Source organism: Armatimonadota bacterium (assembly GCA_036504095.1).
Classification (GTDB): domain Bacteria; phylum Armatimonadota; class DTGP01; order JAKQQT01; family JAKQQT01; genus DASXUL01.
In genome coordinates, this window is record DASXVS010000080.1 from 108,009 (window position 1) to 124,241 (window position 16,233).

The window sequence follows — 16,233 nt, forward strand, 5'->3', positions numbered from 1 at the left end:
TTCCCTAGCGGCTTTCGGGATACGCGTTGAGATCGACCAGGTATTTCCACCAGTTGGCCAATTTTCCGTCCGGACCATAGCCCGGAACGTGCGGCATGTGCGCGAACATCCAGATGAGATAATTCCTCTGGTAGTCCGGGCTTCCGTCGCTGCCCTTCCGCGGCCCGGCCCAGGTGTCGCAATTGACCTGCCAGCGGGGGGCGCCGGGGCTGGGGTAGTTCGGATAGTTGAGCCAGTCGTCGGCATCACTGGAGACGAAATGCGTGTTGGCGTAGTCGTATCCGCTTGTCCCGTTGACCGGGAAGTGGCAGTTGCCGACGGAGCCCTGACCCGGGTACAACAGATCGTAGCGGGCGAACTTGCCGTAAGTGGTTTTGTCCGTTTCGGAGCCGTACCAGTACCCGCCGTACACCTTGTTCCCGAGGATGCTTTCGAGGCGGTGCCCCCAGTCGTGAATCATTACGTCCGTGCCGCGTTCGTAATTGAAGAAAGTCATCACAAAAAGCCGGCTTCCGTTCGTGCCGTACGGCGGGCTCGAGTTGCACCAGTAAGCGTTTGGCCCGGCCATTGTGGTTTCCCACATCGCAAACCCGGGGACGGCCTGCACGAAGACCTCGTCCACATCGCCGCAGTCAACGCGGCGAACGAGGTCGAACTCCTTTATGATCGCATTCTCGTCGCAGTGGCCGTCCGGCCAGGCGTTCGCTCTCCACGCAGCAAGGTAAGTGGTGTCCGTGAAACGGAAGCCGCTGGGGTATGCCGCGGTTGGGAGGAACACGGGATACTCATCGACCTCGATTTGTGGCAGCAAGTAAAGGCGCGCGAAACCGTGGCTGGACAACTGCATATCGGAGACGTGTCCGGCCGTGTTGACATATGGGTCATTCCAACCCGAGACGGTCCGGAGCGGCACGCCCGCGTAGACGATGTTATTGAAGGTGTACGCCTGTTCGATGTACGGTTGATAGTTGATGACCAGCACGCGCAGAGGCTTGACTTCCGTGCCAAGGTCGGCCAGCAGCTGCAGGGCGTCGCGCATGTCGATATCGTTGTCCGTGTTCACGGCGTTCCATCGATAGAACGCGTTGGGATCGGACGGCGCCGTCTGGAGCCCCGCCGAAATGCGGAGTGCGGTAACCGCATCGTCCGCGGTGGTCGGTTGCGGTCCGTACGCCGCCGCCTCATAGATGGAAACCGGCGTCGCATCGAGCGTCTTCGTGATCACGATGGCCAGCGTGGTGACGCCATAGACAGGCGCCAGCTTAATGGCGGTTACGTGGCGATCTGAAGTACCCGCCGCAAGGTAACCGCCGCTCTCGTTGGCGGCCCCGGCCGCCTCGCCCTGCGAGTAATAGGTCCGTGTGTCCGCGTGCGGGGATGTGCCATTCGAGTATGTGATGTTGCTCGTCATCTCGAGATGCCAGCCCGCCGGGAAATTCTTCCAGTGAATATCCACTTCGTTGACAGTTGCGTTGTCCAGTGTGAACGTGATCCGGCTCGGAGATGCGGGCGTGATTTCCGCACCCAGACGGCTGGTCCATAATGTGTCAAGCCGGTCGTCGGTGAGCGATACGTCGTTGCCGCTGACACCCGGTGGCGAGAACGCGGGCGCCGCACCGGCGAGGATGTCCGCCCCGCTGGAAAACAGAGTAAAGTCCGCGGTCAGAGGAGGTGTATTGTCATCCAGCCAGCGGGGGCCGCTCACGGTGCTGCCATCTTTGCATGCTCCGACGACCGCGGTTCCCAAAGGCGCCGGCAGTGCGTAGCGGCCGTTTGCGTCGGTCATCACGTACGGGCCGTTATCGAGGAATCCCCCGACCGCGGCGCCGGCCACCGGGTTGCCGTTGCGGTCTGAAACCACGCCCGTGATGGGCGGCGCCGGGACGGCGTAGATTTCCGCGATGGCCGCGGTCGTCTGACCGGCCGCATACGCGTCGATTTTCACGGTAAGGTATCGGCTATAGACCGGCGTGCCGGGCACCACGATCGTCGCGAGCACCCCCGCCTCGCCGGGCACCGCTGCGCCATGGCCCTTGGCGCAGACGTACACGTCGCGCAAGCCGCTCCCCCCGCCGGAATCGGACGCTTGAATCCGATAACCCAGCGGAACGGTGTCTCTCCATACGATGACCGCCTCGGCGAGATATGTCGGGGCGCCAAGGTCGAGCGTAATGTACTGTTGATCGATGCTCTTCGCCGGATCGGTCACCCATGCGGTTGAGAAATCATTGTCCACCACGGCCGGCGCTGGCCCGACCGAATCCGCCGCATGTTGCGCGGCGTTAAGCAACGGCGCGGGATTACCGACGGACAGGGCCTGCACATCGTCCTGCCCGGTCGCCACGACCGCCGCTCGAAGGGGCTTCGGCAGGGTGATCAGGGTGATCGTGCCGGCCCCGTTGGTTTGCACCTGAACCGCGGCCATGTTCTGGATCTTGTCGGCGAAGGCGGAGAGGGAGTAACGGCCATATGGATCGGCCGCCGCGTACACGTCGGCGTCGGCCAGGGCGCTGGAAGGGTTCGCGGACGTGGTGGCTTTGGCGCCCACGATGGCTCCTGCGGCGCCTACGCCGCGAGAGGTGGTGACATAGCCCGTAATCTTCTGAGAAGGTGGCGCCGCGGACGCCGCGACCGCACCGAACAGCGCCAGTACTGCAATCGTTGTACGCATTCTGCCTCCCCCAATCGAACAGATTGATCCATGCAAGTTTGTCCCAAGAGGCCGGGTCGGGACAATCACTGAATCCGCAATACTGGAGCGCATCGGTTTATCGTGAATCCGCCGCGGCACTATACTGCCTGTGACCGCCCCTGTCTGCGAAGGAGAACAGAATGAACCTCGCCGGTACCGCCGCGATGATAGCGGCAATGACCTTGTGCGTCCCTGCCCTCGCCGCACTGCCCAAAGACACCTCCGTTTGGCCGAACTCCAGGAGCAGCGCCAACTCAGATGAGTGGCTCATCAAGAACCACGACAGGATTCAGCTCCTCAAGCCGCGCGTGCTGGTCCTCAACTTCAGCAACAACCGCACGCCCGAACAGGCCAAGGCTATTGTCAACAAACTCATCGCCGCGCTTGCGGAATCGTCCCGCTACCACGGCTACGCGAATCCCAGCGCTCCCGTGACCCTCCAGTACGAAATCGCCAAATTCGTGGATCTTGCGGACCGCCCGGCAGACCCGCGTCCACAGGGTGAGCGCCTCGACGGCAACAGCACGAAATACCCCCGCGTTCCGAACTGGAAAGAGGGCATCAACTTCCAATATTCGGACCTGTTTGGCCCCACCTTCGCCAAATACTACGGCTACAAGGATGCGAAGACCGGCAAGTATCTGACGCTCAGCCAATTGGTGAACAAGGGCCTCGTCAACGAAGTCTGGTTCACCGCTATCCAGGGCAATTTCGGTTCGCCGTTCGAGAGCATCGAGGTGAAACAGGCGTACGACGCGAATCTGAAGAAAATACCCAACAAATGGGTGCAGGCCGGCAACGGCGGCAGTGAGGGACAGCCGTGGATAGGCCGCAGCCTCCGCATCGGCTTTATCAACAGCGACCGCGGTGTTGGCTGTTTCACGGAAAGCCTCAGCCACTCGTTCGAAGGCATGGCAAATTCCAATTCCATCCCTTACTTCGCGAAATACTTCAACGAGTATGCCGGTTTTGACCTCGACAAACGATGGGGCTTTGCTCCCGGTGACACCCGCCTGTACGGTCACGGCGATACCGGTGTCGACTACCCCGATCCGACCACGATGGTCGTGACCACCGGCGGCGAGCGCAAGACGATAAAGAACTACTACGCCATCGGCGGCAACGTGCACTACAACCCCTCGGGACGGCACGACTATGATCTGGACAACCCCGAAAAGGTTATGTCCACCATCGAGCACTATCGCCTTCACGACGGACCAGACGGCCAGGACAAAAAGGACCTCTGGGATGTGAGCCGCTTCAAGCGCTACAACACCATCGCGGACGACTGCATGGGCCCATGGCTGGTCTACTGGCGGCAAAACATGCCCGGCCCGAACAGCCCCGCGAAGGACGATAACGGAAAGCCGATGAAATCCTGGTGGCCATTCCTGTTCTATTAAAGGGCGGAGAGAGCAGGGCTGAGGGCTGAGAAGCCGCACCGAGGTATTTGTCCGGGTCCCTGCCCGGCCCTCAGCCCCTGGCCCTCAGCCCTGAGCGAACCTTATGCCTGTCCATTACGAACTCCACCGCCACCTGGGCGGGGCCGTGGTGCCCCGCGTGTTCTGGCGCTACCTCGTGCGCCACGACCACCCGCTTGCGCGCCGATTCCCCCAGTATGAGGACTTCGAAGACTTCGTCACCCGCCCGCGCCGGAGTCTGACCGAATACCTGGAACTGCATGCGATGGTCGAGGGCGTTCAGCGGCTGGAGATGCTCCCCTACTTCGTCAGTAAACTGGTGCGCGGCGCCTACGTGTTCGAAAACATCGAATACCTCGAAATCCGGCACTGCCCGTTTTACCGGACCGACGTCGCTCTCGACGACCTGGGCCGCATCGCGCAGATGGAGCAGGTGGTGGATGTGATCGCCGAGGCGGCGCACCTGGAGGACTACCCCGTCCGCATGCCGCAGATCCTGTGCATGCACAGCCGCCTTCCCTACGAGGTGAACGCCGCGACCCTGGACCTGGCCATGCGCCGCCGCGATGTTGTCTGCGGCATCGACCTGGCGGGGCCGGACACGCAGTACGGCCCGCGAATGGACGAATGGATCGCGCTGTTCAGGCGTGCTCGCGAGGCGGGCGTCCACACCACGGGCCACCTGTTCGAAACGGTGAACGGGTGTCATCCGGAACTGCTTCCGTATCTGGAGCGCATTGGCCACGGCATCCAGATACCGCTGCTCTATCCGGAACTGCTGCCGTCGCTCGCCGAACGCGGCCAGTGCCTGGAGGTCTGCCCCACCACCTACCTCAAGACCGGAACGCTGACAGACATAAGCGACCTCCAGCCGGTTTTCGAGCGCTGCGGGCGCGAGGGGGTAGACATAGCGATCGCCACCGACAACGCGGGCCTGCACAACGTGCGCCTGCCATGGGAAGTGGAGAATCTGCTGACCGAGGACGTTATCGACTTTTCAACGCTGCGAAAATGCCAGAACGCCGCCCGCCGCCACGCATTCGCAGCGAACTGAGACGCCCTCGTCAGGCCGGTGTAAGCGGCGGGAACAGGCTGGCCACGGAGTACGCCGAACCGACTGCTTTCAGCAGTCGCGGTCGGATCTCCCGATACGCTCCTTCCAGCCGATCGTACCTACGATTGGTCATCAGCGTGAGCCGAAGCGAATAACCTTCCGACGACGGTGCGGCATATAAGCGAAAACGGTATCGCTGTGGCTGGAATTTGAACACGTCGTACACCGGTTCGGCAACCAGGAAAGCCGGCGACCGGCCGGATTTGCCAGGCAGCGGCAGGGTGGCTCCATCGACATACCTAACTACCAACTGCCGCTGAAGTTGATGGGTTTTCACGGCATAGCGGTACTCACGCAGATGGAACCGGGAAACACTCCCGCCATACTGCCGGGTGACAGCGCCGATCACCAGCCCGCACTTCCCGTCAGACAGCGCGACAATGCTTTCAGATAGCACATCACCCGTGCAAACGGCGGTAGCAATCACCTCCGGCTTGGAGCCCCGAATCGCAACTATGAAAACCTTCGCGTATGGCGGAACACCTGTGCTCGTTGCGGGATGATTCGGGGACGCACATACAGCCACCAAGCGTTGACCGCACACTGTCGTCGAATCCACCTCGCGCAGACTTGGATCTGCATATTCCGAAGGCAGAACGGTGGTCAGCTCTACCTGAGCTGATGGTAGCCCCGTGGGAATGCCACCTGGCATGGAATGCGGAGAAGCATATCCCATAGCGGTGAGACAGATAACGACCAAACTGAATGCTCTCTTGAGTTGGAATAGCATGTCTTGCCCCGCCGGGTTGTTTGTTGGGCCGTACTTGTCCGGAGCGCCGTGATGCGCATCACGTAAGTGATATACCCCACACAGTTTGTGGTCGCAGGGATTTATACCGGTGAATCGTGACGCTCCGAAAATGCTAGGACGCCGCCCGTCGCCACGCGTTCGCGGTGAGCTAAGGCACGGGTTCCGAGAGCGGCATCGCTACCAACCTCACGTGGCTGATTGCCTCGCGGAACACCTCGCAAACGCCATATCCTTGCCGACAGTGAACTTCAACTGCGTCGCCTGGTCTGGGACTCCTCGAACCGCCTCTCCTGAACGAGCCCCTGGAAATCCTTCGCGGACAGCCTCTTCTCGTCCTGCAGGGCCGGCTGGACGGACTTCAGCTGGAAGACGCCCTTCAGTCCGAGTCGGTAGATGCGCTCGACAAGCACGTGTCTGTCGAACGCCCGCGTGGGATGCCACCCGTGTTTCATCAGGCGGGCGATCTCCCACAGCTCGCGGATCTCTGGCACCCCTTTGGACAGCCGGAATCTGGGTTCGCCGCGGTTCATGTTGAAATACAGGGTCTTGGCGGGTCCGGTGCGCGGGATCGCGAGGACCCAGACCCCGGCGGTGCTTGCGCCACCCATATCCAGAGCGGCATACAACGTGCCCTTCGCGTCTCGGTAGACCTGCAAGCGTTGGATTACCCCTACCAACGGTCCAGACCACCGATGTGCCCGGACAAGCGTGTCGCATTCCCCGTTGGGACAATCTCCTTTTCGGAGTTCGTATGCGTCAAGGGTGGCGGTCCCTTGCTCGAGATGGTGGGGCAGCGTGGCAACCAGCATCCAGTCCGCCGCGCCCCCCGGACCCTTCCCGTACCAGACGAACCTCGATATACGTGGGACCATTCCCAGGTCGCTGGCAGCGGGCCGATCCCGCGAGGGAACCGCAGGAAACACGGGTGTGTGACCGAAGAGCAGACACGCCGTCGAGATCAAGACCATCGGATAGTTCACTCGATATATCCTTGTACGTTCAGTGGTCGGCGCAAGCGCGGTGGCCCCGTGGCACGTGGCGAAAAACGCTTGAGGCCAAACAGCGAGTAAACGGTTCACCGGTTGGCATTCCTACCTCGAGCAGCTTGCTCTGCCCGCTCGCGCCGTACTCGCTGGGACTGATAGGCGTCGTCTTCGGCTATGCCTTGCAGGCATTTGCGGGCAGCCGCCGCCAGCGGGCCGCCAGCGCGCGCAATGCGAGGATAGATGCGCCGTGCCTGTTCCCTCCCTTTCGGATTTGCGTCGAAGCCGCACAGACCAAAGGTAATCAGTCCTTGTAGACTCCTGCTGTCGTGCGCGGCCACTCGCAGCATCGCTTCTGGATACTCGCCCGCCAACGTGGAGAGGGCTTGGGTAATGGTCATCTGCCCTTCTCCGTCACCGCCCGCCGGGTAAGCGTAGATGACCGCCAGGATGCGGTCATCCGGGTAGCGACGGTAGACGTCGATGAGGCGATCTGGGACACTGAGAATGTTAACATAGATGAAGCTGCCGACCTCCACTCGGATGAGCAGCTGCACTTCCCATTCCTGTGGCTGCCGTGGCGGACGATTGTCTGGCACCGCATCGTTCATGCGCCTGCAGTTCAGGATTGTGTCGACACCTCGCATCGCGGCCACATACGCGACAGCACAGCGGGTCCGCGAGCGCGGTGTCGTCAGGTAGAGAGCGTCATCCAGGCGCCGCCGGAATGCACGGGGTGAGAGGTGGCGTAAGTAAGCCTTAGATGCATTCACGTGGGCTCGTGACGCGAAGTAGTCTTGGTTATGCTCTTTCTGCATGGCCCGCACGACGCGCGGTCTGTCCAAACTCGTATACCAAGCGTAATCGCGCGCGCAGGCGGCCACGAAGCGAAGTGTTTCCGCGGTGGGTGCGGGCTTCGCCATGGCGGGCACGGCAAGGCCAATGAGGAGTATACCGACAGCAAAGAGCCGCATCATTCCCTCCTCGAGCAAGGGTCATCCCTTTCAACGCATGTACAGACTGCTTGTCACGGCTTCGATGGCGCACGGAGCCAAGCGAAGGCCAACCGCGTGCCTCGTACGAAGGCAATTCTGTTATTTCCTAACCACTGCGGAGACTCATCTGATCTACCATCAGATCGACCGCCAGAGTAGATCACTCTGCAGGATCTCCGCGCGATAACTACGATCTCGTGGGATTGCATCACAGGAACGCCTTCGACCGAGCGCAATTGGCCGTAGTAACCACGGGTGAAAGCCAAGCATCGACCGTCGGGTGAAAACGACGGCTGTAAATCAGCTTTATGGCTCGACGACCATGTGAGAGGGCGTGCGGTGCCGCCAAGCGGATTCACAGCCCAGAGTCTTCCGTCCGCCCGTGACACCACGATCTCACGGCCATCGGGAGCCCACACTGGGTCCTCCAGATCGCCGCTTGCCCTCGGTCCCCCGTCGAAGACGACACGAGGTTTTGGGTTCTTAGTTCTGACCACTAGTAACCGGTTAGCGCGAACAAAGGCCAGCGCTTTCCCGTCGGGCGACCAGCAGCCCATTCGGCCATAAGCAACCCACCGTGACCTGGTTGAGCCGACGTTGCCAATCCAAATTGAGGAATGTGCGTCGGGAGGTTGGCTTGTAGGCTTGTCAAAGAGAAACGAAGTGCTGTCCGGGCTCCACCTAAGGTTGTGACCGTTTGGGGCCAGCAACCTCGGTTGTTCTACATGATCCTGGCGAGGCTCAACCCGACTCACTGGTAGAGAGTATGTTCCCGATGTCACAGCGGGACCGTAACCTTCGAAAGCCAGTCGTTTGCCATCGGGCGAGACTGCGATACGGGTTAGGGCGGAAAGCGAACCGAAGGCAACACTGCTGTCGCTAACTTGCCCTCTCGTCACGCATATCACCGCGATAATAAGCACCAAAGTGGTTACGATATTTCTCATTTCGAGTCGCCTTCCGGAGTGCACGACTTCTGCACCGTCAAGCACACCCAACAGGTCAAGTGCTCGCATCCTGCCGCATTGTGGGACGAACCCGTATTCTCGAGTCTGCAGTCGCCATATCCCGGCACGTTAGTGGTTGGACGCCTGGGAATAGTCGGGTCACCCCATCTGCCGCCAAACGTTGCGAAAATGCCAGGAAGCCGCCCGCCGCCACGCGTTCGCGGCGAACGATTAGGATTTGGCGGCGCGATCTTGTTTCGCAATCATCTCATCCCAGCGCGCCATGTCCGTCAGGCAAAGCGTCGCGGCCGACGCAATGGAACCGCCAGAGCGTGAGATTGCATGAAGGTGGCGCCGCGCCTTCTCCCGGAGAGGGGCCTGTAAGTACCCGGACAGGCCTCCCCGAAGCCAACCGAAGTCGTGTTGTTTGCGGCACGCGAATCGGAGCACGGCGGTTGTATGATCAGCGGCAAGGCGACCAATGGCTTGGCTGAGGCACATGGCTCCCTCGCCATCGGGAGACGGCCTGTCAAAGATAAATCGCAGGATACGCTCATCTGGATGTCGGTCGTATACGTTTGCCAGGTATGAGGGCATGCAAACCTCATTGGGAGTCAGATAAGCTCCGTTGAGCACTTTGTCCACCAGAGTGCGTTCCCAGAGCTGTAGCTTGTTTCGACGCTTCCACACATCGCGCTCGCCGGGCTGGGGGTAGACGTCTTGCAAGCGTGCGCAGTTCCGCATCACGTCCTGGCCCCGCATGGCGGCGGCATAGGCCACGCAGTAACGTGGAGTCCCACGCGGTGTCGTCAAGTATAACGCATCGGCGAGGTGACGCTTGAAAGCCCGGTGGGACAGATGTTCGAGGTAACTGCGCGACTCTCGGGCCTCTCGTCTCTGCCGAAGGAAAGCGATCTGGCTCTTGCCGTCCATGTGAGACAGCTCACGACGAGCCTCGCCCGGCCGGTAATAATCATCAGGCCAAGTGAAATAGCGGATGCACGCCGCAATGAACTTCAGAGTGGCGGCATCGGGCTCCGGCTTGGCAATCGCCGAACCGCAAACGCAGCCAAGCGCGGCGAGGATTGCCGACAGAGAACACAAGCGCATGGCAACCTCCTGAAATGGGCTCAGCGGGGTTAACGCACCGCTAGTCCGCTTGTCACTAGCGACAGCGGTCCTCCTACTTAGCAGGCGCGCCCAGTTTGCCGGCGATGCGCGTTGCTTCATGGATCGCCTGCGCGAGCACCGAGCGCAGTTTACCGTCCTCGAGCTTGAGAACGCCGCCAATGGTGCAGCCCGCGGGCGTTGTGACGTCGTCGCGGAGCGAGGCCGGGTGCCGCCCGGTCGTTTGAACCATCTTCGCGGCGCCCAAAGCGGTCTGGGCCACAAGCGTCAATGCGAGCTGGCGCGGCAGGCCCTCGCTCACTCCGGCGTCCGCCATCGCCTCGATGATGAGGTACTGGTACGCCGGACCGCAACCGCTGAGCGCGGTGATGGCGTTGAAGTAGGTCTCATCGACGGGCAGGCATTTGCCGACTGCTTCGAAAATGCGTTGGGCCTTTGCCAGGTGCTCTACGTTGGCGTGCGAGCCGCCGCAGATCACGGTCATGCCTTCCCCAACGATGCACGGGGTGTTCGGCATGGCGCGCACCCAGGGGTTCTTCGCGCCGAGGCTGGTTTCCAGCGTTTCCAGGGTAACCCCGGTGAGTATGGAGATCAGCAAGGTGTCTTCGCGCAGGGAGGCACGCTTGAGATTCTCCAGCACCGATCCGATCTGGGCCGGTTTGACGCAGATGAGCACGACATCCGTCGACGGCACGCGATCGAGGTACCGCTCCTCGACGGGTATCCCGAGCGTTTCCGAGGTCCGGTTGCGCGTCGATTCGGTCTTGGCGGAGGCCCACATTTGTCCGCGGGTAAGGAGCCCGCTGGAGAGAAGGCCCTGCGCCAGGGTGATGCCCATGACTCCGGCGCCGATGATGCCCAGCGTGCGGTCCGGGCCGATCAGGGGCGGAGACGACGGTTCAGTGTTGTCGGGCATGTTCTCTCCTTGTTCAGCGCGGCGGGAATCACTTAACAAAGGTCCGCGCAAATCTCATCGTTTATCGCTTACCTAGCCATCCCACCAGCCGCGCCACGTTACGGACGTGTCGAAGAGCAGCACGTTGGTGCCAAGGCCCTGCCGGCCATCCTTTGTGTCCGTGTTGACACCGTGGGTGGTCGCATAGTTTTTGCCGTTGTTGAAGTACTTGTCGCGCACCAGCCAGCCGACGGAGCCGTTGCCCACCTGCTGGTAGTTCTGCTTATCCGTGATCTTCCGCATGTATCTTCGCGGCCCGGCGTTGATTACCTGGTAGGCATACCCGCTGGCGCGGCCGGCGTTGATCTCGTCATCGGCCTTCCAGACGTCCAGTCCCATATAGAAATAGGACTCGCTCTTCAGGTTTTCCGGCGTGGCGGAGTTCATATTGAAACGCCAGCGCTTCGGCTCGCCGTTGTTGCCGTCACAGCCGCACCGGTAGACGTCCATCGATTTGCAGTATGGGGAATGCGCCGTCGCCCAGAGCAACTGGGGCCACGGCCCGCCGGGGCTCGCGGGCGGGGGACACTTCCCGATCAGGTAGTCCCAGACGCCGCCGTCCGAGAACCACTGGGGGTAGAGAAAGCCGTCGTTGTCGTCGCCATACATAACCAGTGCATTACCGATTTGTTTCAGATTGCTCACGCACGCCGCGTTCCTGGCCCGGTTTCTCGCTTTAGCGAAAACAGGGAACAAAATGGCGGCCAGAATCGCGATGATCGCGATGACCACCAGCAGTTCGATGAGCGTGAATCCGCGCTTGTTTTTCATCGGATCCCGTCCTCCGGAGGGTTTAGGAAGCCGGCAGCCCGCCCGCCCCCCAAAGCCTTCCTCCCGGGGCTATCTGCTCTCCGGGTAACTGTTCAGATCGACGATGTATTTCCACCAGTTGGCCTGCATGCCGTCCGGCCCGATGCCCGGGATGTGTGGCATGCGCTGGAACCACCAGATGTGGTAGTTTCGATGATAGTCGCCGTAGAAGGGCGCGGCCCAGTTTTCGCGGTTGACCATCGTGCGCGTTCCGGTGAAGTTGGGGTAGTTGAGCCAGTCATCCGCGTCGCTGGACACGAGGGTGGTATTGGCGAAATCGTAATCGCTGGTGCCGTTTGGCGGGTAATGGACATTCCCGCACGACGCCCGGCCGGGCGAGTTCTTGTCATAACGGGTGAACCTGTCCCACGTGGTTCGTTCGCTGGCGGAATCCCAGCTCCCATAGACGTGGAACCCGAGGATGCTCTCCGTTCGATGGCCCCAGTCTTCCAGCATGACGTCGTTCGAGCGCTCGTAGTTGAAGAAGGTCATGATGAACAGGCGGTTTCCGTTCGTGCCGGAAACGGGGCCCGAGTTGCAGAAATACGCGCCCGGCCCGGCCATCGTTGTCTCCCACATCGCAAAGCCGGGTGGCGCCTGGACCCAGATTTCGTCGATGTCGCCGCAGTCCACCCGCCGCACGAGGTCAAACTCCTTGATGATCGCGTTCTCATCGCAATGGCCGGGTGGGAACGTCCTCGTTCGCCACGCCGTGGTGAACGACGAATCGGTGAAGCGATAGCCGTTGGTGAAAATCGGGTATTCGTCCACGGAGGCTTGGGGCAGGAGATTGATCCGGAGATAGTCGTGGCTGGCAAGCTCCATGTCCGCGCGGTGGGCCTCGGTGTTCGCATAGGGATTGAACCAGCCGAAGATCTGCCCCACCGTGCGGCTCCCTTCGGCCTCGATGACGGGCTGGTAGTTGATGACGAACACTCTCAGCGGCTTCACTTCACGGTTCAGATCCTTCACAAGCTCGACCGCATCGAGAACGTTGATCGTCGCGTCGTCATTGCGCGCGTTCCAGCGATAGAAGGCGTTGTTGTCGATGGGCGCGGCCTGGAAGCCCACCGCAATGCGCATGGCTGTGGCGACGTCGGCGACGGTGGTCGCATTGTCCGGCCTGGCGATGATCTCGTATGCGGAGACGGGAGTTGTGTCCGAAACCGCAGTCACGACGATGGAGATCGACGTGACGTCTGTAACGGCCGCGGTCTTCACCGCGATTACGTGGCGATCGGTCGTGCCGGGAGCGATGAAGCCGCCGCGTTCGTTGGCGGAAGTCCCGCCCGCCTGGTAGTACGTCCGTGTGCCGCCCGAGTTGGTCATCTCGATACGCCACGCCGCCGGATAATGTTTCCAATGGACGTCCACTTCACTGACCGTGGCGTTGTCGAGGGTGTATGTCAGGCGCAGCGGGTTTGCGTCCGAGATCGTCTCGACGGCGCCGCTTGTCCAGTTAGTGCTCAGATCGCCATCGTTGAGGCCGGCGACGCCTGTGCCCTCCGAGGCGACCGGCGAGAAGGCCGGCGTCCTGCCGGCGAGGAGGTTGGTGGTCGCGGGCAGGAGCGTGAAATTGGCGGATATGGACGGCACCCATTGCGGACCGCTCAGGTACATGCCGTCCTTATGGGCGCCGATGACACGGGTTCCGACCGGTACCGGCAGGGTGTAGCGCCCGTCCGAGTCCGTGAACACCCAGGGCAGGCCGTCGAGCGCCCGGCCGACTGCGGCGCCCTGCACCGGCGCTCCGGCCGCGTCGGTCACGCGTCCGCTTACATGTGAGGTGAAAATGACCGGTATGTCCAGCGCAATGATGCCGTTCTCCTTTACGCTGGCGGATGCCGACCCGTTGATCCCCTTTTGCGCCGCCGTGACGTTGATCGTTGAGGCTGTCGCCCCGGCCGTGACGATCAGCTTGTACTCGCCGTTGAGCCCGCTGACGCCGGAAGCCAGGACCGCATTCGACGAATCGCGGATCGTGACGGTCAGCCCGCCCACCGGTGAAGCCTTCCCGTTCGGCTGGTAGTAGGTGATGCCCTGCACGATCGCGAGCCCGCGGCCGGGGCCATCCGCTGTCTCAACAGTGCCGGGCACCGTTTCCAGCGCCTCCGCCCAGCCGCTGGGAACCGCGTACATCCAGTGAAGCTTGAGAGTCGAATAGTACGACATAATGCCCACGACCCCTGCATTGAGCGGCTGCTGGCTCTCGTTGGCGCTGGTAGCGCGATACCCTCCGGCAAACCCGAACGGGGACGGGTCCGCGCCGCCCTGCCGGGAATCCACCGGCGCCTGCCAGGCATCTCCGAGGACTGCCGTCACTCCGTCGATTTCCAGCGTAGCCGTCACCATGTACTGGAAATTGTTCGATGAAGCGACATATGGCGTCCCTGGGTCCAGGGCGCCGGGCCCCGGATGGATGCGCTGTGAAGCCCCCTCCGGAGATCCGAGGCCGACCGTGACCAGCATCTGCTGAGACCCGAAGGCGTCCACCGCGAGACCGGTTCCGGCCACGTTGCCGCCGGTGAGATAGGGGACGTTGCCGGTGTCGGTCAAAGTCTGAGTGGTGAACCTCTGGAACGCGGCGGCCTCCTCCTCACCGCCTCCCGTCCGAAGCTTGGTGTAAACGGTCCCCTCGGCCTGCGGTGTCATGGTGGAGGCGAAAGCGATGGGATGATGATACAGGCTGTTGTCCATCGTCAGCGCGTTACCATACGTTTCATCCGCCGTGATGTTGACATCCGCAGACCCGCCTGGGTCCTGGAGGCTTTTCCACCCGTGGAGTGAGCCGTCGGAGAAGTCCCAGCCCTGCACTCCGGCCGGAAGAGGCGGCGCCGTGACGCCGGTCAACCCGTTGAAGTAGAGCGTATATCCCGCCTGCTGGGAGCGCTCCGGAAGGGGCGCCTGCAACGGGAAGAGTACCTTGGTGGTTCCGCCCATCACCAATGCCCGCGACGGGATGGGAGCGCCGTTGTAGTAGACCACGGCATCGGCGCCATCGGTCCTGATGCGTCCCGCAACGACGAATTCCGAAATGCTGGCGGCCACGACCTCGCCCTGCGCGTAGTTGTGCCCGGAGTAGGACTTCATCGTGAGGGGCAGGCGGTTCATGTAGCCCGCGCCTTCCCAGGGGGTCTGGCCACGAGCGAGTACGGGGAAAAACAAGAGGCTTGCAAGGACAAAACCGAGCGGTCGAAAGACGGACATTCGATACCTCCATGCCTGCTGACATACGGCCTCAGGGGCCATGCCAGTATAGAAGCGTGGAGGCGGAAAACTCATCCAAAGCCGCCAGCCGTACCCAACCCGGGCCCGGCACGTGGCATGGGGAGCTTCGGCCGTGAAACGCCGTCGCTACCTAGGGCTGGCGTGGTTGTCCTTGTACCACGCCACAGTGGCCTCAAGGCCCTGAGAGAACGTGGCGACCGGATCGTATCCGAGAAGGGTCCGGGCCTTCGAGACATCCGCCTGGCTGTGCTTCACGTCGCCCTCGCGCTCCGGTTGAAAGACCGGCTCCAGGTTCGTGCCGAGCAGCTTCTGCATCCCGTCCAGAAGTTCGAGGAGCGTGATGCGATCGCCGACGGCCACGTTCATGGCCTGTCCGGCAGCCGCGCCGGGGGCGATGCACGCGAGAAGGTTGGCGCGCACGTTATTCGCCACAAACGTGAAATCACGACTGGTCAGCCCGTCTCCGAAGATCGTGGGGCGCTCTCCGTTCAGAAGCGAAGTTGCGAATTTGGCGATGACACCCGTGTACTGGCTCGTGGGATCCTGTCGGGGGCCGAACACATTGAAATATCGCAGCATAACCGTCTCGAGCCCGTATTGCTCCCAGAAGAGGCGGCAGTACTCTTCGGCGGTCAGCTTTTGAAGCGCGTACGGCGATTTCGGGCGCGGCGGCATCGTCTCGATCTTGGGCAGGGTCGGCGTATCGCCGTAAACGCTGGAGGACGAGGCGTAGACCAGGCGCCGGACGCCGGCATCCCGCGCGGCCACGAGGAGGTTGAGCGTGCCCGTAACATTTGCGGCGTTGGTGGTGACCGGGTCCTTCACGCTTCGCGGGACGCTGGGAATCGCGGCCTGATGAATGACGTAATCCACGCCTGCGACCGCGGCGGACACCGAGGAGGGATCAGTGAGCGAACCCACCATGAACTCGATCCCGGCAACGCCCGCCAGATTGTGGCGATGGCCCGTGGAAAGGTCATCCAGCACACGCACACGCCTGCCCATCCCGCGAAGCGTGTGGACGATGTGCGAACCGATAAACCCGGCGCCGCCGGTTACCAGGAACAGCGGATTTCCCGCGAACTCGAGATCGTTCATTTGAAAACTCCCATCGTTAGCCCGACACTGCTCTGCGCATCCATGGACATACTAGCGAACGCGCCCCCATCGGGAGGCGCCGCGCGGAATCTGATGACTGAGGCGCGCCTT

At 61.8% G+C, this 16,233-nt stretch carries 11 protein-coding genes; 2 read left to right on the plus strand and 9 right to left on the minus strand.

The genetic code is table 11. From position 1 onward, the window contains the following. Positions 1–4 precede the first annotated feature (4 nt). Positions 5–2,671 carry a discoidin domain-containing protein gene (locus VGM51_18755; protein HEY3415080.1) on the minus strand — a complete coding sequence of 889 codons (2,667 nt, stop codon included), beginning with the start codon at positions 2,669–2,671 and terminating at the stop codon, positions 5–7. 161 nt (positions 2,672–2,832) lie between these two features. Here VGM51_18755 and VGM51_18760 point away from each other — a divergent pair, with 161 nt between their 5' ends. Next, the gene (locus VGM51_18760; GenBank protein ID HEY3415081.1) at positions 2,833–4,095 is read left to right on the plus strand and encodes a hypothetical protein; all 1,263 of its coding nucleotides are present in this window, start codon (positions 2,833–2,835) and stop codon (positions 4,093–4,095) included. A gap of 103 nt (positions 4,096–4,198) precedes the next feature. Then, entirely contained in the window at positions 4,199–5,167 is a 969-nt protein-coding gene (locus VGM51_18765; GenBank protein ID HEY3415082.1) for an adenosine deaminase, read from the plus strand. A 10-nt stretch (positions 5,168–5,177) separates the two neighbouring features. Here VGM51_18765 and VGM51_18770 read toward each other — a convergent pair whose 3' ends face one another. From VGM51_18770 to VGM51_18805, 8 genes are all read right to left on the minus strand, one after another. Then, positions 5,178–5,624, minus strand: a complete 447-nt coding sequence (locus VGM51_18770; protein ID HEY3415083.1) for a hypothetical protein — start codon at positions 5,622–5,624, stop codon at positions 5,178–5,180. Between the two features lie 602 nt (positions 5,625–6,226). Further along, a complete protein-coding gene (locus VGM51_18775) occupies positions 6,227–6,958 on the minus strand; it encodes a hypothetical protein (protein HEY3415084.1) in 732 nt (243 codons plus the stop codon). Positions 6,959–7,053: 95 nt separating this feature from the next. Further along, positions 7,054–7,938: a hypothetical protein gene (locus VGM51_18780; GenBank protein ID HEY3415085.1), complete on the minus strand. Its 885-nt coding sequence runs from the start codon at positions 7,936–7,938 to the stop codon at positions 7,054–7,056. Between the two features lie 1,196 nt (positions 7,939–9,134). Beyond that, positions 9,135–10,133, minus strand: coding sequence for a hypothetical protein (locus VGM51_18785; protein HEY3415086.1), 999 nt, complete (start codon positions 10,131–10,133; stop codon positions 9,135–9,137). Further along, entirely contained in the window at positions 10,087–10,947 is an 861-nt protein-coding gene (gene proC / locus VGM51_18790) for a pyrroline-5-carboxylate reductase (protein HEY3415087.1), read from the minus strand. Before proC ends, VGM51_18785 begins: the two co-directional genes overlap by 47 nt. 72 nt (positions 10,948–11,019) lie before the next feature. Next, a complete protein-coding gene (locus VGM51_18795) occupies positions 11,020–11,757 on the minus strand; it encodes a prepilin-type N-terminal cleavage/methylation domain-containing protein (protein HEY3415088.1) in 738 nt (245 codons plus the stop codon). Positions 11,758–11,826: 69 nt separating this feature from the next. Then, positions 11,827–15,003: a hypothetical protein gene (locus VGM51_18800; protein HEY3415089.1), complete on the minus strand. Its 3,177-nt coding sequence runs from the start codon at positions 15,001–15,003 to the stop codon at positions 11,827–11,829. Positions 15,004–15,150: 147 nt separating this feature from the next. Beyond that, positions 15,151–16,122 (minus strand): SDR family oxidoreductase, encoded by a 972-nt coding sequence (locus tag VGM51_18805; GenBank protein HEY3415090.1) that lies wholly within the window; start codon positions 16,120–16,122, stop codon positions 15,151–15,153. Between the last annotated feature and the right edge of the window lie 111 nt (positions 16,123–16,233).

Bases quoted from the DNA above. Each gene is read 5' to 3' on its own strand.
- proC (HEY3415087.1), bottom strand. From the start codon at position 10,947: ATGCCCGACAACACTGAACCGTCGTCTCCGCCCCTGATCGGCCCGGAC.
- VGM51_18795 (HEY3415088.1), bottom strand. From the start codon at position 11,757: ATGAAAAACAAGCGCGGATTCACGCTCATCGAACTGCTGGTGGTCATC.
- VGM51_18755 (HEY3415080.1), bottom strand. From the start codon at position 2,671: ATGCGTACAACGATTGCAGTACTGGCGCTGTTCGGTGCGGTCGCGGCG.
- VGM51_18760 (HEY3415081.1), top strand. From the start codon at position 2,833: ATGAACCTCGCCGGTACCGCCGCGATGATAGCGGCAATGACCTTGTGC.
- VGM51_18765 (HEY3415082.1), top strand. From the start codon at position 4,199: ATGCCTGTCCATTACGAACTCCACCGCCACCTGGGCGGGGCCGTGGTG.
- VGM51_18800 (HEY3415089.1), bottom strand. From the start codon at position 15,003: ATGTCCGTCTTTCGACCGCTCGGTTTTGTCCTTGCAAGCCTCTTGTTT.
- VGM51_18780 (HEY3415085.1), bottom strand. From the start codon at position 7,938: ATGATGCGGCTCTTTGCTGTCGGTATACTCCTCATTGGCCTTGCCGTG.
- VGM51_18805 (HEY3415090.1), bottom strand. From the start codon at position 16,122: ATGAACGATCTCGAGTTCGCGGGAAATCCGCTGTTCCTGGTAACCGGC.
- VGM51_18785 (HEY3415086.1), bottom strand. From the start codon at position 10,133: ATGAAGCAACGCGCATCGCCGGCAAACTGGGCGCGCCTGCTAAGTAGG.